Source organism: Aggregatilinea sp. (assembly GCF_036822615.1).
Taxonomy (GTDB): Bacteria; Chloroflexota; Anaerolineae; order Aggregatilineales; family Aggregatilineaceae; genus Aggregatilinea.
In genome coordinates, this window is sequence record NZ_DAISHJ010000001.1 from 142,573 (window position 1) to 163,825 (window position 21,253).

The 21,253-nt window shown below is 60.1% G+C and carries 15 protein-coding genes; 9 read left to right on the forward strand and 6 right to left on the reverse strand.

Annotated elements, in window-relative coordinates; translation table 11 throughout:
• Positions 1-82: 82 nt before the first annotated feature.
• Positions 83-2,137 carry an excinuclease ABC subunit UvrB gene (uvrB, locus tag V7116_RS00605; RefSeq protein WP_324389330.1) on the reverse strand — a complete coding sequence of 685 codons (2,055 nt, stop codon included), beginning with the start codon at positions 2,135-2,137 and terminating at the stop codon, positions 83-85.
• Positions 2,138-2,248: 111 nt separating this feature from the next.
• Positions 2,249-3,316 carry a CehA/McbA family metallohydrolase gene (locus V7116_RS00610; RefSeq protein WP_324389332.1) on the reverse strand — a complete coding sequence of 356 codons (1,068 nt, stop codon included), beginning with the start codon at positions 3,314-3,316 and terminating at the stop codon, positions 2,249-2,251.
• Between the two features lie 225 nt (positions 3,317-3,541).
• Here V7116_RS00610 and V7116_RS00615 point away from each other — a divergent pair, with 225 nt between their 5' ends.
• Genes V7116_RS00615 through V7116_RS00625 form a run of 3 tightly spaced genes read left to right on the forward strand, consistent with a single transcriptional unit; the run spans position 3,542 to position 7,678 of the window.
• The gene (locus V7116_RS00615; protein WP_324389334.1) at positions 3,542-4,426 is read left to right on the forward strand and encodes an SH3 domain-containing protein; all 885 of its coding nucleotides are present in this window, start codon (positions 3,542-3,544) and stop codon (positions 4,424-4,426) included.
• A 16-nt stretch (positions 4,427-4,442) separates the two neighbouring features.
• Positions 4,443-6,473: an NAD-dependent DNA ligase LigA gene (gene ligA / locus V7116_RS00620; protein WP_324389336.1), complete on the forward strand. Its 2,031-nt coding sequence runs from the start codon at positions 4,443-4,445 to the stop codon at positions 6,471-6,473.
• Positions 6,470-7,678 carry a class I SAM-dependent rRNA methyltransferase gene (locus tag V7116_RS00625; RefSeq protein WP_324389338.1) on the forward strand — a complete coding sequence of 403 codons (1,209 nt, stop codon included), beginning with the start codon at positions 6,470-6,472 and terminating at the stop codon, positions 7,676-7,678. Before ligA ends, V7116_RS00625 begins: the two co-directional genes overlap by 4 nt.
• A 12-nt stretch (positions 7,679-7,690) precedes the next feature.
• On the opposite strand, the gene V7116_RS00630 is transcribed toward V7116_RS00625, so the two are convergent.
• A complete protein-coding gene (locus V7116_RS00630) occupies positions 7,691-8,623 on the reverse strand; it encodes a tyrosine-type recombinase/integrase (protein ID WP_324389340.1) in 933 nt (310 codons plus the stop codon).
• Positions 8,624-8,767: 144 nt separating this feature from the next.
• Here V7116_RS00630 and V7116_RS00635 point away from each other — a divergent pair, with 144 nt between their 5' ends.
• Together V7116_RS00635 and V7116_RS00640 are read left to right on the forward strand one after the other, a co-directional pair.
• Positions 8,768-10,522, forward strand: a complete 1,755-nt coding sequence (locus tag V7116_RS00635) for a long-chain-fatty-acid--CoA ligase (protein WP_324389342.1) — start codon at positions 8,768-8,770, stop codon at positions 10,520-10,522.
• Entirely contained in the window at positions 10,519-11,229 is a 711-nt protein-coding gene (locus tag V7116_RS00640) for an HAD family hydrolase (RefSeq protein ID WP_324389344.1), read from the forward strand. The genes V7116_RS00635 and V7116_RS00640 overlap by 4 nt, the downstream gene beginning before the upstream one ends.
• 62 nt (positions 11,230-11,291) lie before the next feature.
• Here the strand turns inward: V7116_RS00640 and V7116_RS00645 are convergent, their stop codons facing one another.
• The 3 genes from V7116_RS00645 to V7116_RS00655 all read right to left on the reverse strand — a co-directional run bounded on the left by V7116_RS00645 (position 11,292) and on the right by V7116_RS00655 (position 16,524).
• Positions 11,292-12,902, reverse strand: a complete 1,611-nt coding sequence (locus V7116_RS00645; protein ID WP_324389346.1) for an ArnT family glycosyltransferase — start codon at positions 12,900-12,902, stop codon at positions 11,292-11,294.
• Between the two features lie 169 nt (positions 12,903-13,071).
• Positions 13,072-14,997, reverse strand: coding sequence for an ATP-dependent zinc metalloprotease FtsH (gene ftsH / locus V7116_RS00650; protein ID WP_349258376.1), 1,926 nt, complete (start codon positions 14,995-14,997; stop codon positions 13,072-13,074).
• A 261-nt stretch (positions 14,998-15,258) separates the two neighbouring features.
• Positions 15,259-16,524 (reverse strand): protein kinase domain-containing protein, encoded by a 1,266-nt coding sequence (locus V7116_RS00655; protein ID WP_324389350.1) that lies wholly within the window; start codon positions 16,522-16,524, stop codon positions 15,259-15,261.
• Positions 16,525-16,687: 163 nt separating this feature from the next.
• Here V7116_RS00655 and V7116_RS00660 point away from each other — a divergent pair, with 163 nt between their 5' ends.
• From V7116_RS00660 to rsmD, 4 genes are all read left to right on the forward strand, one after another.
• A complete protein-coding gene (locus V7116_RS00660; RefSeq protein ID WP_324389352.1) occupies positions 16,688-19,153 on the forward strand; it encodes a 6-pyruvoyl-tetrahydropterin synthase-related protein in 2,466 nt (821 codons plus the stop codon).
• 131 nt (positions 19,154-19,284) lie between these two features.
• The gene (locus tag V7116_RS00665) at positions 19,285-19,635 is read left to right on the forward strand and encodes a tetratricopeptide repeat protein (protein ID WP_324389354.1); all 351 of its coding nucleotides are present in this window, start codon (positions 19,285-19,287) and stop codon (positions 19,633-19,635) included.
• 8 nt (positions 19,636-19,643) lie between these two features.
• A complete protein-coding gene (locus V7116_RS00670) occupies positions 19,644-20,630 on the forward strand; it encodes a uroporphyrinogen decarboxylase family protein (RefSeq protein ID WP_324389356.1) in 987 nt (328 codons plus the stop codon).
• Positions 20,631-20,641: 11 nt separating this feature from the next.
• Positions 20,642-21,253 (forward strand): 16S rRNA (guanine(966)-N(2))-methyltransferase RsmD, encoded by a 612-nt coding sequence (gene rsmD / locus V7116_RS00675; protein ID WP_324389358.1) that lies wholly within the window; start codon positions 20,642-20,644, stop codon positions 21,251-21,253.

The following is a 21,253-nucleotide window of genomic DNA, read 5'->3' on the forward strand; positions in this document are numbered from 1 at the left end:
CACTGGCGGCCCGGTAGAGCAGGACGATCAAAATGGGGATGCCACGGGGCAGCCATCTCGACCGCCCCGTGATGCTGTGGTTCTACGGATGGGGGCGCGGGCTTCGCTGGCGAACCATCTCCAGGCTCGGATCGACCTCGTTGTCCTTCAAGACCATGATCTGCCGCAGTTCAATCACCTGATCGCGCAGCAGGGCTGCTTTCTCGAACTCAAGCGACTTGGCAGCGGTCTTCATTTCCTGTTCAAGCGAGTTGATCAGTTTCTGAAGCTCGGACTTGGGTAGCTCGGCAGGTACCACTTCTTGAGCCGCAGCGCTCGGTTTTTGTTCCGCTCTAGCCGCGTGCTGAATGCGCTGCGCGAGGTCGCGCACTTCTTTGACGATGCTGACCGGTTCGATGTTGTGTTCCTTGTTGTGCGCGATCTGGATCGCGCGGCGGCGCTCCGTTTCGTCGATGGCTGCCTTCATCGCGTCGGTCATCTTATCCCCGTACATGATCACGTGTCCGTTGATGTGGCGCGCGGCACGCCCGATGTTCTGAATAAGCGCCTGCTCGGAACGCAGGAATCCCTGCTTGTCCGCATCGAGGATGGCGACGAGCGAGACTTCGGGCAGGTCCAGCCCCTCGCGCAGCAGGTTGATGCCGACCACCACGTCGTACACGCCCAGACGCAGGTCGCGCAGGATCTCGATGCGCTCGATATTTTCGATCTCCGAGTGCAGGTAATGCACGCGGATGCCCATTTCCATCAGGTAATCGGACAGGTCTTCGGCCATACGCTTGGTGAGCGTTGTGACCAGGGCACGCTCGCCTCGCTTCACCCGGCGGTTGATCTCGGCCAGGAGGTCATCGACCTGGCCCTTCACCGGACGGACATCGATGGTCGGGTCCACGATGCCGGTAGGCCGGATAATCTGCTCTACGACCTGCTGGGTCTTCGTTCCTTCGTACGGACCGGGCGTCGCGCTCATGAAGACCGTCTGGCCCATGCGCGACTCAAATTCGTCGAAGCTGAGGGGCCGGTTGTCGAGCGCGCTGGGCAGGCGGAACCCGTACTCGATCAGCACTTCCTTGCGCGAGCGGTCGCCGCCCCACATGCCGCGCACCTGCGGGATCGTCATGTGGCTCTCGTCGATGACCATCAGGTAGTCGGACGGCAGATAGTCGATCAGGGTCCAGGGCGGGCTGCCCGGCGGACGCTGGTCGAGGTGGCGCGAATAGTTTTCGATGCCGCTGGTGTAGCCGATCTCGCGCATCATTTCCAGGTCGTACCGGGTGCGCTGCTCGATGCGCTGCGCTTCGAGCAGGCGGTCGGACTTCTGGAACTCCGCGACACGCTGCTCAAGCTCGTATTCAATATCCCACAGCGCGCGCTGGATGTTTTCCTCTTCGGTGATGAAATGCTTGGCCGGGAAGATCTTGACCTGCTCGTGACGCTCCAAAATTTCCCCGGTGAGCGGCTCGAACTCGGTCAGGTCCTCGATCTCATCTCCGAACATGGCGATACGGTAGGCCGTTTCGCTGTAAGCGGGCACCACTTCAAGCGTGTCGCCGCGTACGCGGAACGTGCCGGGGCGCAACTCCAGATCGTTGCGACTGTACTGGATCGCCACGAGATGTCGCAAAATAAGGTCCCGACGGTAAACTGATCCGACGTTCAATTCCAGAATCGATTTGCCCCATGCCGCCGGGCTGCCCAGGCCGTAGATGCACGACACGGACGCGACGATCAGCACATCGCGGCGGCTGAGCAGGGCTGCTGTCGCGGCGAGGCGCAGCCGGTCGATGTCCTCGTTGATCTCGGTCTCTTTTTCGATGTAGAGATCGTGGCGTGGAACGTATGCCTCTGGCTGGTAGTAGTCATAGTAGCTGACGAAGTACTCCACAGCATTGTTCGGAAAGAATTCCTTGAACTCGGCGTAAAGCTGGGCGGCCAACGTCTTGTTGTGCGCCAGAATGATGGTCGGGCGCTGGACTTGTGCAATTACGTTGGCGATCGTGTAAGTCTTGCCTGTACCCGTCGCGCCGAGCAGTGTCTGGTATTGGAGGCCGTTTTCGATCCCCTGTACGAGACCCTCGATCGCTTTAGGCTGGTCGCCGGTCGGCTTGTAGTCGGAGACAAGCTCGAAGGGAGGCATAGCCACTCCTTATGGCAATGGAGCGAACGAATGTTCGGGAATATTATAGCGCGTTCATACCGCTATGACGAGTGTTTGTTCCGCAGCGGATGGGGTGAAACGTGCAGGAGGCTACCAGCGATAGCGCGCGATGTTGGAATCGACGTAAATGGGGTTGCTGAAAATCCAGGCGCGCTCCGTGCCCTTGTAGGAGCGCCAGACTTCCACCCGGTAAACGCCTTCGTGCCGGACCACATAGGTGAGATTCTCGACGTTGCGTTCTTCCGCGACAACCTCACCGTTGCCAATGATACGGATGCGGGCGCGAGCAGGGGCCAGCGCTTGAAGCGTCACGCCGGGGCCGAGCTTGATGCGCTCGCCCATGACCGCAGACGTGCCCTGTCCCTGCGCGGAAAACCGGAATCCGCGCGTGCTGCCGGGAATGTCGTAACCAATGAACGCGCGACCCTGCCGCAGCGCCTCGTAGAGCAGCCGCTTGTCGCGCTGAGCCTCCCCGGTTAGCGGCGATTTGGTCAGGATGTGCGTGTTGACACAGTTAAAGAGGAAATCGTAGGGAAATACGACGTGTGTTACGGGCCCCATCGAAAACGTCGAGGCGTGCGCATCCGCGTTGCCGATACCGACGACGCCGCGCCCCATGCACAGCATTTCGTCCCACAGCGCCAGCGTTTGCGGATCGGGGCCGATGACGTAGTCCTCCGGCTGGAAGACGGCGCGCATGGCTTCCTTGCGCGTCTGGACGCAGCTTTTGAAACTGGACATGAAGTTCCATATTTCCAGGCCGGCTATGCCGTCCACCTGGCGGTCCACCCACGGAATACCGGGTTCGCCCATCCATTCGACTGCCGGATCGTCCGGGTGCGCGACGAAGCAGAGACCGCCTGCCGTATTGACCGATTCCACCAGCTCCGAAAAGTCCGAAGCGGCAGACGACAGATCGCGCCCGGAATCGTAAACCAGCAGATGGTTGCAATGGGGCAGCCGCCCGCTGTCGTGAACTTCCTCGCCCGACAGCAGCAATATGTAGCCTTTTTCGTCGTCGCCGTAATAGCCTTCGAGCTTGTCCAGCCAGACATTGTGATCGGTGAAGATCACAAAATCCAGCCCGGCCAGAAGCGCGGCATCCGCAACTTCGGCATGCGTACCTTCACCGTCCGAATAGACGGTATGAACGTGCATATTTCCAGTGTATTCGTAGGCAGCCATGCGCATGAGAGTACAGCACAGGATATGGGGTTGTCAAGAGAGATCGCAGGGCGAAATGCAAGCGCCCAGCAGGACGCACGTCCGTTCTGTTTCTTCGGGCGGGATACATGCCCCATGTGGTATACTTAGCGCGAGGTCATGGCGTCAAGGTGGCATCGGTAAACTCGATTTGAGCGAAGCGGCAAGGGGGAAAACAGGATGCAGGAAACGCCTCCAGACAACCAAAATTCTGTTCCGCCAGTGCCGGAAACACCCAGGCCGGATGCGGGAACTGCGGAAGATACGAGTTTCTCTGAAGAAACGCGTTATGTCCCCGCACAGCGGCCTGCCGCGCCACCGCCGGAAGACTCTCGCCCGGCGCGTCCTGCCGCTGCTCCGGCCAGCAAACCGGCCCGGATCGCTCCCGCTCGCGGCACGGACACTCAAAATTATGCTGCCCAGCCCACCGCGTACCCACCGCCTGCACCTGCGCCTCAATATGCTGGCGATCCGTATGCGCCTCGGCGCGACCGCGCGCGCCGCCCGGCAACCCCACCGAGTGAGAGCGGCCTTTACCTGCCGTGGTGGTCACTCGTGGTGCTGGTCGGCGTTGTGGCGGTTGCCGCGTTTGGGACTATGGCGCTGATCAGCTCGCTGGGGCAGGCGGCTGCACCCGGCAACCAGCCTGCGCGCGTCCAGGTGGTCACAGCACTGCCCACGCTGAGCCAGGATTTTGTCAGCAGCGGCGGCAGTGGGGCCAGCGCGCCCCAGACGAACGTCGCGCAGCCGGGAATTTCGCAATCGCAGGCAACCGCCACAGTTGCTCTGCCATCACCCATCCCCAGCCAGACGCTGCCGCCCGGCGATTTTGGTATTGGCTCCCACGTCAAAGTGGTGGGCGTTGGCCTGAGCGGGCTTAATGTACGCTCCGCGCCGGGCTACAGCGGCACTCAGCGATTCCTGGCCTACGATGACGATATTTTTGCCCTGGTCGATGGGCCACAGGAATCTGACGGCATCGAGTGGTGGCAGATCGAAGACCTCGAAGATCCAGAGCGGCAGGGGTGGGCTGCTCGCAACTATCTCGAAGCAACGAGCGACTAGCACAGCGAGGTGAGCCTTGAGCATTGAGTCCCTCTCCGAGCGAGCGGCGGAACTGCGCAGCGCGCTGCACGAGCATATTTATCGCTACAACGTCTTGAGCGATCCGATCATCACCGACGCCGAGTATGATGCGCTGCTGAACGAGCTTCGTGAAATTGAGACCGAGCACCCGGAACTGATCACGCCCGATTCCCCGACTCAGCGAGTAGGTAGCGATCTCTCCTCCGATCTACCCAAAGTGCAGCATCCCCGGTCGATCCTCAGCTTGAGCAATGCGTACAGCGAGGCCGATATTCGCGCATGGCGGCAGCGTATTGGGCGGCTGCTGCCCGAGGATGCGCAGCTTGAATATGTCGTCGAACCAAAATTCGACGGGCTGACCGTCGTGCTGGCATATGAAAATGGCATCCTGGTCAATGCCGCCACACGTGGCAATGGCGAGGTGGGCGACGACGTGACGCCAAACGCCCGCACAATACGCACCGTGCCGCTCAGAATTCCGGCGGCATCTTCCGGTCCTGATGCGCCTGCGCGACTGGTGGTGCGCGGAGAGGTGTTGTTTCTGAAGCAGGATTTCCAGGCACTGAACACACGCATGCGCGAGGAAGGGCTAACACTGTTTGCCAACGCCCGTAACACGGCCTCAGGCGCGCTGAAGCAGAAGGATGCGCGGATTACTGCCGAACGCCCGCTGACGATGTACTGCTACAACATTGTAGTTGCGGATGGCGCAGTCCCGGACACGCAGTGGAAGACGCTGCAATACCTGCGAGAACTGGGCTTTCTGACTGCGGACGAGGTTATTCGCTGCTTTGACAACCTCGATGACACGATTGAGTACGCGTTAGGATATGCGGAGCACCGCCACGATCTCACCTACGAAATCGACGGGCTGGTGATCAAGGTTAATAGCCTGGCGACGGCTGACGAATTAGGCGTCGTCGGCAAGGATCCGCGCGGGGCAGTGGCATATAAGTTCCCGGCGGAAGAGGCGACAACCAAGCTGCGCGATGTCGTTTGGAATGTGGGCCGCACGGGGGTGCTGACGCCAACCGCGGTGTTGGATCCGGTTCCCATCGGCGGCGTGATCGTCAAGCAGGCCAGCCTGCACAACTACGATCTGATTGCCAGCAAAGATATCCGGCTTGGGGACAGCGTGGTGGTGAAACGCTCCGGCGACGTAATCCCCTATGTCGTGGGGCCGGTGCTGCCTGCGCGGACGGGGGAGGAAGTGCCCGTTGCGCTGCCCGAAGTGTGCCCGGTGTGCGGATCGCCTGTGGCGCGCGACGAGGACGAAGTGGCGTTGTACTGCACGAATCCGGCTTGCCCGGAACGTATCGCGCGCAACGTCGAGTATTTCGTGTCGCGCGGGGCGCTGGACATCGACGGGCTGGGCGAGCGCGGCGTGCGGCTGCTGCTGGATCTGGGCCTGATTCACGACGAAGCGGATATCTTTTACATCAAGCCGGACGATCTGCTGCCGCTGGAAGGGTTTGGCGAGAAACGCGCCGCTAACCTGATGACAAGCATCGAGCGGGCCAAGCACCGCCCGCTGGCGCGCTTGATCGCAGCGCTGGGTATTCGCGGCGTCGGGTCCACGACGGCGGAAGATCTTGTAGAACATTTCCACTCGCTTGACGCGTTGGCCGCGGCGAGTGTCAAAGATCTGGTTGGCGTGGACGGAGTTGGGCCGCGAACGGCGCAATCCCTCGCAGAGTGGTTCGCTGAGCCGCGGAACAAGGCGCTGATCGAAAAGCTGCGCGCGGCAGGCGTAGAGTTGGTTGATACGTCTGCTAAGCCCGTTAATGACAGTGACAAACTGGCCGGGATGACCTTCGTGCTGACGGGCACGCTGCCGTCGCTCACACGCACCGAAGCGAGCGAGATAATTCAGCGCAACGGCGGCAAGGTCACCGATAGCGTGAGCAAAAAGACTTCCTATGTCGTCGCTGGCGACGCGCCGGGGAGCAAACTGGACAAAGCGCAGAAGCTCGGCATTTCCATTCTGGATGAAGCCGCGCTGTTGGAACTGGTGAACGGCGAATGAGTGAAGCGGTCGTAACAATCCCGCCCCAGCGGTTAAAATCAATCGAGCGGCGGCACCCGTGGGTGTTTTCCGGCGCAGTAAAGCACGTTGAAGGCAGCCCGCAGGGCGGCGATATCGTGGCACTGCGCTCCGAACGCGGCGATTTTCTGGCGCGGGGTTACTGGAATGCGCGCTCCGCCATCCGCGTGCGCTTGCTGACGTGGAACGACGAGTCGGTTGACACAGCGTTCTGGGAGCGCCAGATGCGGCAGGCAATCGCGGTGCGCGCCAACCAGGGTGTAACTGCCGGATCGACCGCTTATCGCCTGATCCACGCGGAAAATGACTATCTGCCGGGACTGATTGTCGACCGGTACGGGGACTGGCTGGTTATGCAGGCGCTGACGCTGGGCATTGAGACGCGCAAGCACGAACTGGCCGAAATCCTGTTGGGTGCAACCGGAGCCGCCGGAGTATACGAGCGCAGCGACGTCGATATCCGGCAGAAAGAGGGCCTACCGCCTCATACCGGCCTGTTGGTGGGCCAGGAACCGCCGGAGCAGGTCGAAATCGACGAGAACGGGCGGCGCTTCCTGGTGGACGTGCGTCACGGCCACAAGACCGGCTTTTACCTCGATCAGCGGGAAAACCGCGCCATCATCGGAGACTGGCTGCGCGGCGACGATCACGCGCAGGAGCGTGAGGTGCTGAATACCTTCGCCTATACGGGCGGGTTTGCCGTCTATGCGCTGGCAGGGTTAGCGCGGCGCGTGGTCAATGTGGACAGTTCCGCTGATGCGCTGGCGTTGGCGCGGCAAAACGTGGCGCTGAACGGGTTTGCGGTCGAAGATGAGGGATTTGTCGAGGGCGACGTGTTCCAGGTGATGCGTTACTACCGTGACATGGGGCGCACGTTCGACATGATCATCCTCGATCCGCCGAAGTTTGCCCAGACGCCGCAGCAGGTCGATAAGGCGGCGCGCGGCTACAAGGACATCAACCTGCTGGCGTTCAAACTGCTGAAGCCCGGCGGCATCCTGGCGACCTTCTCCTGTTCGGGTGCAATCGATGAAAGTCTGTTCCAGAAGATCGTGTTTGGCGCGCTGGTCGATGCAGGGCGGGACGGGCAAATTCTACGCCGTTTGGCACAGGGGCCCGATCACCCCGTCGCGCTGACTTTCCCCGAAGGCGCTTACCTCAAAGGTTTTTTGTGCCAGGTGTGGTGAGCGCCGGACGCTTCAGCCTCTATCAAGCTCTTGTAGGGCGGCAAGGCGGGCAACCTTGTCGCCCGTTTCGCGCCAGCTAATCCGGCTGAGGCCCATCTTTTCGCGCAGCGTGTCCGACTCCATGCCGCGCTGGTAGTCGCGCACCATGCACGTCCAGCGCAGGATCTCGAACGACACTTTCGCATCGACGCCCGCCGCTTCTGCAACATCGCCCAATACATATTCCAGGTTACGCGCCGTGCAGTCGAAGATCTCTTCTTTGGGCGTGTACTGTTCCAGGTATTCTTCCAAAACAGCCAGCCAATCAGGATCCAGCTCGATCTTGCGCTCGCGGTAAACGTCATTGGGCTTGCGGTGCCGGACCACCAGGAGCGGGTGATCGGGATTGGTGCGGTCGATGTGCTCGCGGGTGAGCGCCATCGTCTCGCTCTTTTTGATGCCGGTATCCAGCAGCAAACGCAGCAGCAGGTCCGGGCGGGCGTCGGGTTTTTCCGCGACGCGCAGAGATGTGGTATGCGCCAGCAGCCGCTGGATCTCGTCTTCGCTCAAGATGGGCTGAAGGGGGGCCGCGCCGGACCGCTGGAGCAGGGCGGCGGCGGGGTCCACTTGCAGAACGCTGCTGGCTTTCAGATAGGCGAAAAACACCTTGAGCGTCGTGACACGCCGTGCATACGTTTTACGGCTGCACGGGATACCGCGCCCCTGTTCCATCCAGTCGAGGAAACGGTTCAGGTTAGGCGTTGTGAAGTGACTGAGCGGCGTGGCGTCGCCAAAGAACTCCATGACGAGCCGCAGATCGGACGAAAAGGCGCTGATGGTGTGCGGGCTGCGGCCTTCCTGGCGCAGATAGTGCTGGAACGGCGCGATCGCGTCAACCAGCGGGCTGCGGCGTGTTAACAGCGCCTCGCCATCCGAGGGAAAAAGCGGTAGCTGTTTGGCGGACATCTCAGCGACTTTTACCTCCACATCGCAGTGCGATGTTTTGCTATTTGCACTATAATGTAACAATAAAATAAGCATTGCGCTAAAAAATGCGACATGCGACCGGCACCAGTAGAAAGGAGATCAGCGCCGCCAGCGCGCAACACGATGGTTACTTATGCGGATAAACCCTGGCTAGAGCATTACGATCCCGGCGTGCCGAAAAGTCTGGACCCCTATCCCAATTATGCGCTTCAAGAGTTTTTGATCCAGTCGGCGGTGCAGTTTGGCGATGCCCCTGCGACCCTGACATCGGCCCACCTGCCGCTGATTGGGCGGGTGGATACGACGATCAACTACCGCGATCTGAACGCCATGACCGATGCCCTCGCAGCGGCGCTGGTCGACATGGGGCTGCAAAAGGGTGATCGAGTCGCGTTGATCATGCCGAACTGCGTGCAGTTCGTTACCGCATTTTACGCCACACTGAAGGCGGGCGGCGTTGTCGTGGCGTTAAACCCAACCTATCCGCCGAAGCGGTTAGCCGAACAGTTGAATGACTGCGGCGCGGAGTTCGCCGTGGTGCTGAGCCTGTTTTATAACAATTTGAAGCAGATTCAGGGCGAGACGGGCGTCAAACATATCATCGTGACCAACGTCAAAGAATATTTGCCTGGACTCGCTCGCCCCCTGTTTACGCTTGCTCGTGAGAAAAAAGACGGGCACCGCATCGAGAAAGATCCCCAGGATCACTGGCTCAAGGACGTGCTGGCACGCTATGCCGGTAAAAAACCGGGCGTCGAGGTCACCGGGGAGGATATCGCCGTCTTCCAGTACACAGGCGGCACGACAGGCATTCCCAAGGCCGCTATGTCCACCCACAGCGCGCTGGTTGCCAACACGCTGCAATGCCAGGCGTGGCTGTCGCGCAACCGCGATGAATGCTTTCTGGCGGCGATTCCGCTGTTTCACGTCTTCGGCATGGTTGCTGTGATGAGCTTCGCCGTGTCGCTGCATTCGTTGATGGTACTGGTTCCCAATGCGCGGGATATCGCGGATGTGGTCCAGAATATCGATCATTACAAGCCCACTATCTTCATGGGCGTTCCCGCGATATTCAATGCGATCAATAACCATCCCGGCGTGAAATCGGGCGAATATGACCTTTCATCGATCTACGCGTGCATCAGCGGATCCGCGCCGCTGCCGCCCGCGACGAAGCGCCGGTTCGAGGAGCTTTCGGGCGGGGTGATCCTTGAGGGGTTCGGCATGAGCGAAGCGCCGACAGCCTCGCATGTGAATCCGGTGCGCGGTGAAAATCGCGCCGGATCGATCGGGCTGCCTGTGCCGGACATGGAAATGCGCATCGTGGACGTCGACGACGGCGTGACCGAGGTCCCGGTGGGGGAGGTGGGCGAGCTGGTCATGTACGGGCCGCAGCTCATGGTTGGTTATTACGGCATGCCGACCGAGACGGCCAACGCACTGCGAAAGCGGGACGATCAGAAATTGTGGTTGTTCACGGGCGATATCGCTCGTATGGATGAAGACGGTTACTTCTACATCGTGGACCGCAAAAAAGATATGGCGCTGATCGGCGGGTTCAACGTCTATCCGCGCGTAGTCGAAGACGTGCTCATGGAACACCCGGCAGTGCAAGAGGTCGGGGTGGCGGCGATTCCGCATCCCGATCCGAATAAGGTGGGCCAGGAAGCGTTGAAGGCGTGGGTGGTGCGCCGGGAGGACACTCAGCTTACGACCGAGGATCTGATCGCGTTCGCCGGGGAGCGGTTGGCCCGCTACGAAATCCCGACGCGGATCGAGTTCGTGGATGAGCTGCCGCGTACGTCAGTCGGTAAAATTCTGCGGCGCGAGTTGGCCCGGATGGATCTTGAAGCACGGGAACAGGCGGAAAAATCGTGAGTGATGTGACTGCGAGTGTTGGGCCGCTTCCTCAGGTGAAGGCGGCGCTGTTTGACATCGACGGCACGTTGACTTCCGGCGGGCAGCCGTGGATCGAGCTGGTTTCTTCGCCGCAGGTGACCAAACCGCACAAAGCATGGCTGTACCTGACAGGGATGCCGCATTATGGCTTGAGCAAAATCGGGATTGCCGATCCGGCGGCTTTTCGGGACCGGTGGGTGCGCCTCATGGCAGGATTGATGAGTGGATGGCGCGCCGAAGATGTTCAGGCGATGTGCACGCGTATCGTCGAACGATCGCTGGTGCCGGTGCTGCGCCCGGATATGGTTGAACGGGTGCGCGCGCACAAAGCGCAGGGACACACTGTGGTGCTTGTGTCCACCATGTTCGAAACGATCGGGGAAGCCCTGGCGCAGAATGTCGGCGCGGATCGTGGACTGGGATCGATTGTGGCGATGCGCGAGAACGGTACGTGTGCCGGGAAAATCAGTGGGCAGACGTGCTCGGGGCCGCGCAAGTTGGATTTCGCGCAGGCGTACCTCGCTGCGACGCTGCCAGGCGTGACTCTGGATCAGTGTGCGGCATATGCCGACAGCGCCTCGGATATTCCGTTTCTGAGCGGAGTTGGTTATCCAACGGCGGTGTACCCTGACGACCGGATGCGCGCCGCCGCCGAGGAATGCGGCTGGCCTATCATTGAGGCCTAGCTCTCTAAGATCGAGCGTTTCCAGCCCTGCCGAACGGCAGGGCTTTTTTGTGCCTTCCAAACTCAAGATTCACCCGGCAGATCGCCAACGACATTGCTGGCTACGCTGCTCACGCGCCACAGCAGCATCTTCGGCCCGCCATAGGGACGCTCTGGGGCGAGCACTAGCTCCCAATGGGTACGCGCATCGAGCGGAGGCGCGTCTTCGGGCAGTACATTCGTCAGGACATAGGTGTAAGGTGCGTTCTTCAGAGCGGTCGTGACCTGGGGCCACTGGCTGACGCTGGCGGGGATGGTCTCGGCTTCAAAATCGATCTGGCTCATGCACGACCAGCGCACACTGTTGGGAACGTAAAGTTCTGCAAGTCCGCAGTATTCGGTGACGCCATTTTCCGCAGCTAGCAGTGCGGTGACGGGGATAGAGGCGGGATCGTATGTGTCGTCTTGGCTGAGATAATCGAGCGCCTCGGAGATGCCCCATGCGCTGGCGGGGCTGGCAAAGTACAGGTAAGCATCGTGCTCGGTGATATCCGCCGCCTGAGGCTGGGTGATGATCGTCCAGGCACGGGGTAAGGCAAACACGGCTGCCCAAAGGGCTAATCCGGCTGCTGCGACGCGTGTGGGGAAATGGTATCGCACGGAGCCAAGTCCTACCTCAAATGCTGCGCATGCGCCTCCTACGACGACGGCCAGCGCAGGCATTCCGATCATCAGGTAGCGGCTTTCAAAAAAGTCACCCAAAACGATGCTGGGACCCCACAGCATCGCCAGCCACGCGAGCGCAAACAGCATGGCGCGAAGCGATTTCCAGAATCCGAATGCGAGAAGTAAGGAAAGAAGCACTAAAGCGGGGGCGGAAAGCAAAAGTGCAAGGGCCTCGCCCAACTGTTTGAGCTTGTCCGATAGGGAATCGGGCGCGATCGTGGCATCGACGGACAGCAGGTATTTGTCCAGCAGCAGCGGCGTGCCGTCTGCGAGCACATCCGCGAGCGTGGCGACACCAACGATAGCCCACAGCGCAACGAACGCTGCGCCAGCGGCAATCAGGCAGGCGTGATAACGCTTCCACAGAAGCCGGTAGTCGAGATTGCGCGCTGTTGAGTCGCTTAGAATTATCGCTATCAGCGGCAGCACAAGGGCAGGCGCCGCTGTGAGCTTTGCCAGCGTAGCGAGTGCGAGCACGGTCCCAAGCGCGATCCCTGCGCCACGCGTGGGGTGTCGTGTCGCGCGCAGTATCAACCAGACGGCCAGGGCTACCAGCACGCCCGCGAAGGAATCCGCGAGGGCCAAACGCTGGTAAAACAGGGCATAGGGCGCAAAAGTAAACACAACAAGTGCAGGAACAGCCGCCCGCGATCCGAACAGTATCCGGGCGATTCCGGCAACCGCTGCGCTGCCCGCGACTAGACTGAGCGCAACGGCAGCGCGCGATACGAACAGGGCGTTTGTGCCTTCGGGCTGAAAAAGCCCCAGCCAATAGTACAACAGCAGTTTTCCGTGGCTGAACTCAACCGGATTTTGCGCGGACGTAAAAACTGTTTGCGCGCGGGCGATGTGGCGATATTCATCGATATACGCCGGAAAACCGGTTAGCAGGTGAATGTGAAGGAAAAAGCCAACGAACAGAAGGCAGAGAATCAGGGCTAGGTGGCGCGGTGTGTGTGTGGATGGCATAACTCTTGTCCCAGGCGTGCGGATCTGAGACAAGCATAGCCAGCATTGCGAGTTTCGAGCTTACAGGTAAGTTATTTGAGGGTTACAGTCTGGAAACTCCGTAACGGACCGGCGAAACAAAAAGCCCCACCAGAAGGGCGGGGCTTCAGTATTCGGTCGAGTGATCTGACTAGGCGGGCGAGGGCATCGGGCCAAGTGAGCCGGGTGCACGGTCGTCGGCCTCGTTACCCTCGACATTAGGGCGCGAGGACGGGGTAGACCGGTGCTCGGTCGGCGGTTGGCTGGCCTGCGGAGGCTCGTCTTCGCCCATCAACCGCAGGAAATCTTCGCGGCCAATGGTCTCGACTTCCATCAGGCGCTCCGCCAGCGCATCAAGCTTGTCGCGGTTGTCGCGCAGGGTCGTCAGAGCGCGCTCGTAAGCAGTCGCTACGATATCGTGCACTTCCTCGTCGATCTGCTCCGCGATGCTTTCGCTGTAGTCACGCTGTTCGCCGATCTCACGGCCCAGAAAGACCAGTTCTTCCTTCTGGCCGAACACGCGTGGCCCCAGCTTGGTGCTCATACCCCAACGGGTAATCATAGTCCGGGCAATGCGGGTGACGTTTTCAAGGTCACTGGAAGCGCCGTTCGTGATGTCACCGAAGACGATTTCTTCCGCCGCACGACCGCCCAATGTGCCCGCGATCTGGTCGTAGTAGCGCTTGGTCGTACCCAGCGCCGTGTCGTTTTCGGGCATCGTCCAGGTGACGCCGCCCGCCATACCGCGTGCCACAATGGTGACTTTACGCACCGGGTCGCAGTTGGGCAGCATGTGGAAGACCACCGCATGACCTGCCTCATGATAGGCGATCAGCCGCTTTTCTTCCTCGGTAATGATCCGGCTGCGGCGCTCTGGGCCAAGCACAACACGCTCGACAGCTTCTTCGAAGTCGCGCATGCTGATGCTCTTCTTGTTCTTACGAGCTGCTACAATCGCAGCCTCGTTGACCAGATTTTCCAGGTCAGCGCCAACAAACCCGGGGGTCGTTTTCGCCAAGACAGTCAGATCAACATCGGAAGCCAGCGGTTTGCCGCGCGAATGGACCTTGAGGATAGCCTCACGTCCACGCATATCGGGACGATCGAGCACGACACGGCGGTCGAAGCGGCCCGGACGCAGCAGGGCAGGGTCGAGGATGTCAGGGCGGTTGGTCGCCGCCATGATGATCACGTTGGTATCGGTGTCAAAACCGTCCATCTCGACCAGGATCTGGTTCAGCGTCTGCTCGCGCTCGTCATGGCTTCCGCCAAGACCCGCGCCACGATGACGGCCCACCGCGTCGATTTCGTCCACGAAGATGATGCAGGGGCTGTGACGCTTGGCCTGCTCGAACAGGTCGCGCACGCGGCTCGCGCCGACACCTACGAACATCTCGACGAATTCGGAGCCCGAAATGCTGAAGAACGGCACGCCTGCTTCACCGCTGACGGCCTTCGCCAGCAGCGTCTTGCCCGTGCCAGGGCTGCCGACCAGCAGTACACCCTTAGGAATGCGGGCGCCAAGCTGGATAAAGCGCTCGGGGTCTTTCAGGAATTCGACAACTTCCTGAAGTTCTTCCTTGGCTTCATCTGCGCCCGCCACGTCCTCGAACGTCACCGTGGGCTGATCGCCGGTGAACATCCGTGCGCGGCTCTTCCCAAAGGACAGCGCCTGATTATTGGAGCCCTGTGCCTGACGCAGCATCAGGTAGATAAATCCACCGATGAGCAGCAGCGGCAGGAATGTGCCAATCAGACCGATCCAGTTGAATAAGTTGCTTGGTTTGGTAAATTCGACTTCAATGTCATTTTGCAGAATGTTCGGATCAGCGCCCGCCGACTCAAGCAGGTCGAAGACGTTGTCTACATTCGAGTTAATCTGTGCGGTACGAGTTTCGTTACCGTCGTACATCACGGTAAGCTCACCATCATCCGAAACGGAGATGGAGTTCACCCGCTGGTTGTTGATGTCGTGCACCAACTGGCTGACCGTCAGTTCTTTGGAACTGGCGCTGTTATTGCGTACACCAAACACAATCGCAGCGATAGCCGCAATAATGAGGATGTACACAAACATGTTACGTGACCGATTATTCACTGCTGAGCCTCCAACCCTTACATGGAATCGGCGCTGTACCAACGGCTATTACAGTAACCCTATACAGCCCAATGAGGCAGATTATTTTAGTGATTATGGCTAAGATTATACTCGAATGCCTGCTGAAAAACCACGTCTGGCAGGGTCCCAGGGATTAGTATTGTATAAGAAAACGCTTGCTTAAATCGTTTGTTGGCAGGGCATATTCTGAGGATTATACGCAGCCTGGGGTGAAAAATATCACCCGGCCCACGCCTGATACACGGCAATCCAAAGCGGGATGAGCAGTACAACGGCGATGAACGCCAGAAATGCCAGCACCAGCGTCACCAGATCGAGTTGTTCGGGTGGTTCGGCGGCGCGATAGCGCGATTGGATGAGCGCGTCTGGGGCGCGGGGCGGCTGTTGGATGCCCTGCGCTGACGGGATCGATGGATAGCGCGGCGATGTTTCCATGCCGCTGTACGGCGCTTGCGTGTAGACGTTGGTCCCGGCTTCTGAGAAGGGCCGGGGTGACTGGACGGACGGTGAACTGATCGTCTGTGCGGATGACCCGTGCAGCGGCGGCGACGGTTGGATGTAAATAGACTCGGCTGAAGGCGGCAGCGTCGCGGCGGTATCCGGTCGTGGCAGTGTCTCGATTTCAGCCACCTGGGGCAGATGGTCGGTCGAAACCTGTCCCTGCCGCCGATAACTGATCAGGATGCGCCCAAGCTGATCGGCAGTCCGGTAGCGCGCTGCCGGTTCCTTCGACAGAACCTTCTGGACGATGCGGTCCAGGTGTTCAGGGACGTTGGGATTCAGGTCCGACGGGTTCGGCGGAATCTCACGAATATGCGCGAGGGCAAGTTCCTGCTGGTCGGCCCCAACGAACGGCAGCCGCCCGGTGAGCATTTCGAACAGCACAATGCCGATCGAGTACACATCTGAAGCAGGGGTGGGGGGATCGCCCTGAGCCTGCTCAGGCGCAAAATAATGCGGGCTGCCCCATACGACCCGCTGCCGCTCGCGGGGCTGCGTCATCGATAGGGCTTGCGCGATACCGAAGTCCGTCACCTTGACGTTATCGTTTTCAGTGACCAGTACGTTTTGCGGCTTGACGTCAGCATGTACCAGCTCGGCCCGGTGCGCATATCCAACACCCGCACATATCTTGATCGCAATGCTCAAGGCGCGATCGATCGAAAAGGGCGCCTGCGTGCGAATCAGGTGCTTGAGATCCTCGCCGTCCACATACTCCATAACGATGTAGTGGGTGTTTCCATCCTGGCCGACATCGTGCACGGTCACGATGTTCGGATGTGACAGGTTTGCGACGTTGCGTGCTTCGAGGCGGAATCGCTTCAGGAACTCAGGATCGCTGGTCAGGCTGGGGCGCAGAATCTTGACGGCTACTGTGCGGCCCAATGCGAGGTCCGTCGCCTTGTAGATAACGGCCATGCCGCCCGAGCCTTGTTGGGCTACAAGACGATAGCGTCCATTGAGCAGCGTTTCTTGAGAAGACATGGGTTGAGTTCCTCATCACTCCGGCAGGGGCCCATCTCACGCTTGCCGCGCCGTCGCTAGCTCCCTATAATGCGTTGTCTGTATTCAGAATGCAAATTTTTCAAGACCTGTTCGCGTTTGCGTGATTTCGTTCGGCAGGGTCGAAAAAGGGCAGAGCATATCGATGCGACGAGACATGCGCGACCCGCTTCCTGATGGCCTGGATGAGACCGATCTGCCGCTATGGATGCGCAAACCGCGCCGCCAGCTTGACTGGCCGTTTGTTGCTGTCGCCATCCTCTGCATGCTCGTGGTTGGTCCGTTGATCGTCCGGCCCGGTTTGCCGCCGCTGTTCGGCTACGAGCAGGCCGCGTCGCGCGCCATCGAGATAAGTGCCAGCCTCGAAAGTGGCACGATTTACCCGCGCTGGGCTCCCGACTTCAACTATGGCTACGGCTCGCCGCTGTGGAATTTTGTGGCTCCGCTGCCGCATTATTTGACCGGATTGTACCGGGTTGCGCTTCAGGCCAGCGCAGAAGACAGCGTCAAAGCCGTGGCATCCCTGAGTGTTTTCATGGCCGGACTTGGCATGCTGCTGTTAGTCCGGCACAGATGGGGTTCGTATGCCGGACTGGTGGCCGCCGCCGTCTATATTTTTAGCCCGCAGTTGATGGCCAATAAGTTGTACCGCGAGGGAGACCTCGCCGCTTTGCTGGCGCTGGGCCTGCTGCCTGTCACACTGGCCGCAGTCGATCGAGCCCTGACGGTCCGGCAGGGCCGATCTTTTGCCGGTGCGGCGATCGCTGTTGCGGCGCTGTGGCTGAGCGATGGCCTACTTGGCGCGTTGATGGTCATGTTGGTGATGGGCTGGCTGGCATGGCTGTGGTTTGCCGACGATGAGCCGAGAACGCCGGGGTGGGGTCTTGCGGGAGGTGCCGTGCTGCTGGGTACGCTCGCCGCCGCGATTTTCTGGCTGCCTGCGCTGGTCGAGCGGAATACGATTGTGTGGCATTCGGCATCGAGCAGCGCTGAAGTTGCCCCAACACTTCCCTGGAACGAAATCCTTCTGCCGCCCGAGCGGATCGATCGGAGTGCTGTCAACCCTCCGGCGACCGCTTCGATAGGGTGGGCGGTCTGGGCCCTGCCGGCGGCGCTGTGGGGAAATGCTCTCGTCGAAAGCTGGCGGCGAACCCCACGCGATCGGCGGGCTGTGGCGCGCGGGGATGCATTCCAGTGGCGCGTGTCGCAGTGGTTCCGCAAGTCGCTGTCATCCGGTCAGCGCACGGCTCTATACTTTCTCATAGTGGGTTTCCTGTTATTGGTGTTCGTGCTGATCCCGTCGCCTGCGCGTGACGTCGTCAGGTCCGCGGAACAGGATATTTTACTGCTGGTGACGGCATGCGGGGCATTGGCCGCGGGACAGGGGACACTGGCGTGGCACGCATTACCGCAGCGCGCTGCACAGCTTGGCAGGGTTGCAGTTCTCGCTGTCATCGCCTTGTTTGCGCTGCCCGTGCTGGCCGTTCCCGGTTGGAGTTACGAACGCGCCGCAGACGATGCGCAGGACGTGATTCGCACTGAGATTCGCGGCAACATGATCGGCAGCTTTCGGGATGGGTGGCTGCTGCCTGCCTCGGTCGCAACCCTTCCACATGAATCTGGTGTGCTGATCAATACCTACGAAGCGGACCTGATCGATAAGGTCGCGCACGACCTGCTGCCCCCAGGTACGCAGGTGGATACAATCGAGCATACGCCGCGCCAGGAGCGGTTGGCCGTCGATGCAGGGCTGGCGCTGCGGGTAACTCTGCTTACATTTGACTATCCGGGCTGGCGCGCGCAGGTGGACGGGCGTGATGTGGCTATTCACACGACCTCGGATGGATTCATTAGCGTCGAAGTGCCGCCGGGTCGCCATGAAGTCAAAGTGTATTTTGGCAGCACTCCCGCCCGCCGGGCAGGGTGGCTTATTGCGCTGGTTTCATTAGGACTGGCCACGGTGCTTGTGTTCCGCGTGGATCGCCAGCCCGGCAGCGCAGCGCCGGAAAAAATGGCGAGCCGCCACGATTTTCGACTATCGGCTGCAAACTCGTTTGTGGCGGTGCTGCTGTTTGGTGGGGCATATGGTTTGGCGGCGGCAGTCCCTGCGCTTGGCTCGATTCACTCGCCGGAAGGTGTGGCGCTTCCGGCGGAGCACGCGCAGCCATTGGCGCTGCAGGGTGGAATTGATTTGCTCGGCTACGATCTCTCTCCGGCGGAGGACGCTGCACCGGGCGGAACAGTTCGTATTGTGCTGTACTGGCGTGCGGTTCGTCCCGATATCCCGAACTATCAGGTCGATCTGGCTATCGTAGGAGCCGACGATCCGTCGCGCCAGCTTGCTGCAGCCCAGCATCGCCATCCGGGCGGCGTCCCTGTCAGCCGGTGGGCACATTGGCCGCTGGGTGAGGCCTACGTTCGAGATGAATACGTGTTGGCGATTGGAGATGATGCACAGCCCGGAATCTACCGCGTGCTGGTGCAGGTCGGCACGTGCGGCGACACCGCGTTGATGCCGTGCGCAAGCATCGATCCGCTATTCGTGCAGGGCAGCAGTAATTCGGTTTTGGGCCAGTATATCGCGCTCTCTACCGATTTGAGGGTGGAGTGAACTGTCTGCCGGAGCATGCTGGTATAGGTAAAAATTCCACCGGTCGGTTGTATGACTGCTCTCGGCGCGCTAAAGTATAGGGACGCATTGCATGGCACTTGGCTTCCAGTTCGGATCTGGGGGAAGACAGAATGGAACAGTCGAAAAACGTAGATGTGCGGATCGGTGAGGCATGGAAGGCGCATTATCAGGGACAGGACAAGCTCGCCATCGAGCAGTTCTCGTCGCTCGTTAACGAGGTGCCGGACAGTGTAGATGCTCACTGGGGATTGGCCCTGTCTTACCGTGATGCGGGCGATCTTGGAAATGCTGCGCAGTCCTTCGAGACCGCGAAAAGCATGATCGCAGCGCGGCTGGAGAGTCAGGGTGATGAAGGCGCAGAGCGCGAGCGTTACGTGATGTTGTCGCGCATGGTGGATCAGCAGATCACCCAGCTTGCGCAGTTTTCGGCACAAAGACCCCACGCAGAAAGTGGCGACTGATAATGGCAATGAGTAAGCGCGAGCGTCTGGAAAAGACCATCGCGGGAGAAGAAACGGATCGTGTTCCAATCGCGTTATGGCGACATTGGCCCGGAGACGATCAACGTCCGATCGATCTGGCCGAGGCGACGGTTGCCTTCCAGCGGCGGTGGGACTTTGACTTCGTGAAGGTGAGCCCCTCCAGCAGTTACTGCATTACCGATTACGGCGTGCAGGATAAATGGGTGGGACATATTGAGGGCACGCGTGAATACGTTCGGCGTGCCGTAACGCGGTCACTGGACTGGACCGATTTGCGGGTGCTCGATCCTTCCAAAGGGGCGCTGGGCCGCCAACTCGAAACGCTGCGCCTGCTCAATGACGCCTTTGGAACAGAAACACCTTTTATTATGACCATCTTCAGCCCGCTGGCTCAGGCGAAAAACATCGCCGGGCGCGAACTGCTGATCGAACATATGCGGACCTCCCCTGATCGTGTGAAAACAGGGCTGAACACGATCACCGAGAGCACGCTGCGATTCATCGAGGCGATTCGTCGCAGCGGCGTCGCGGGGATTTTTTATGCGATCCAGCACGCGTCGTTTTCTGTGATGAGTCAGGCAGAGTACGAAACGTTCGGTCGGCCTTACGATCTGCGCATCCTCGAAGCGCTGCCGGATGATTGGTGGCTGAATATGGCCCACCTTCACGGCACGGCGCCGATGTTCGATCTCATTGCCGATTATCCGGTCCAGATCCTGAACTGGCACGACCGCGAAGCCGAGCCGGATCTTGCCAACGGGAAACTGAAGTTTAAGGGCGCGGTCAGTGGCGGGATTGGCCGTATGGACCCGATGCATACGGGGACACCGGTCGAGGTTCGGGCGCAGGCGCGTAAAGCGATCGAGGAAACCGGCGCACGCCGGCTTGTCCTTTCGACCGGATGTGTCATCATGACGACCACACCTCAATCGAATATTCGCGCGGCGCGCGAAACGGTTGAATCGCTGGTCTAGCGGAGGACTTTGTGCCGATTCGTGTCATCTCAGGCCGCGCCAAAGGCCGCAAGCTCAAGATGGTCCCGGGCGACAGCACCCGGCCAGTGATGGATCGCGTGAAAGAGGCGTTGTTCAGCATCCTCGGTCCCGCAATCCAGGGCAGTACCTGGTTGGATTTGTTCGCGGGGACAGGCAGCATTGGGATCGAAGCGCTCAGTCGAGGCGCAGAACGTGTGTTGTTCATCGACAACGACCGGATGGCGATTCGCACCATCCACGAAAACCTGGAAATCACCGGCTTAGCGGGCAGCGCCGACGTGCTGCGGGCGAATGCGTTCGAATATCTGGGACGTCGCGCCGCGCAGGCTTTTGAGTATATCTACATCGCGCCGCCGCAGTACAAGGATATGTGGAAGGAAGTGCTGCTGCACCTGGACGAAAACCCTGCGCCGCTCGCGGAAGACGGTGTCGTCATCGTGCAGATCGATCCTGACGAAGCAGAGGATGTGCCGCTGCATACGTTGGCGCTCTACGATGAACGTTCTTACGGCAAGACGCTGCTGAGGTTTTATGAGCGGCTCTCGGCTGAAGATGAGGACGTGGAGCCGGAGACACCGCTAGAGGAACCCTCGCCAGAATAG

Bases quoted from the DNA above. Each gene is read 5' to 3' on its own strand.
- uvrB (WP_324389330.1), bottom strand. From the start codon at position 2,137: ATGCCTCCCTTCGAGCTTGTCTCCGACTACAAGCCGACCGGCGACCAG.
- V7116_RS00610 (WP_324389332.1), bottom strand. From the start codon at position 3,316: ATGCACGTTCATACCGTCTATTCGGACGGTGAAGGTACGCATGCCGAA.
- V7116_RS00615 (WP_324389334.1), top strand. From the start codon at position 3,542: ATGCAGGAAACGCCTCCAGACAACCAAAATTCTGTTCCGCCAGTGCCG.
- V7116_RS00625 (WP_324389338.1), top strand. From the start codon at position 6,470: ATGAGTGAAGCGGTCGTAACAATCCCGCCCCAGCGGTTAAAATCAATC.
- V7116_RS00630 (WP_324389340.1), bottom strand. From the start codon at position 8,623: ATGTCCGCCAAACAGCTACCGCTTTTTCCCTCGGATGGCGAGGCGCTG.
- V7116_RS00635 (WP_324389342.1), top strand. From the start codon at position 8,768: ATGGTTACTTATGCGGATAAACCCTGGCTAGAGCATTACGATCCCGGC.
- V7116_RS00645 (WP_324389346.1), bottom strand. From the start codon at position 12,902: ATGCCATCCACACACACACCGCGCCACCTAGCCCTGATTCTCTGCCTT.
- ftsH (WP_349258376.1), bottom strand. From the start codon at position 14,997: ATGTTTGTGTACATCCTCATTATTGCGGCTATCGCTGCGATTGTGTTT.
- V7116_RS00655 (WP_324389350.1), bottom strand. From the start codon at position 16,524: ATGTCTTCTCAAGAAACGCTGCTCAATGGACGCTATCGTCTTGTAGCC.
- V7116_RS00660 (WP_324389352.1), top strand. From the start codon at position 16,688: ATGCGACGAGACATGCGCGACCCGCTTCCTGATGGCCTGGATGAGACC.
- V7116_RS00665 (WP_324389354.1), top strand. From the start codon at position 19,285: ATGGAACAGTCGAAAAACGTAGATGTGCGGATCGGTGAGGCATGGAAG.
- V7116_RS00670 (WP_324389356.1), top strand. From the start codon at position 19,644: ATGAGTAAGCGCGAGCGTCTGGAAAAGACCATCGCGGGAGAAGAAACG.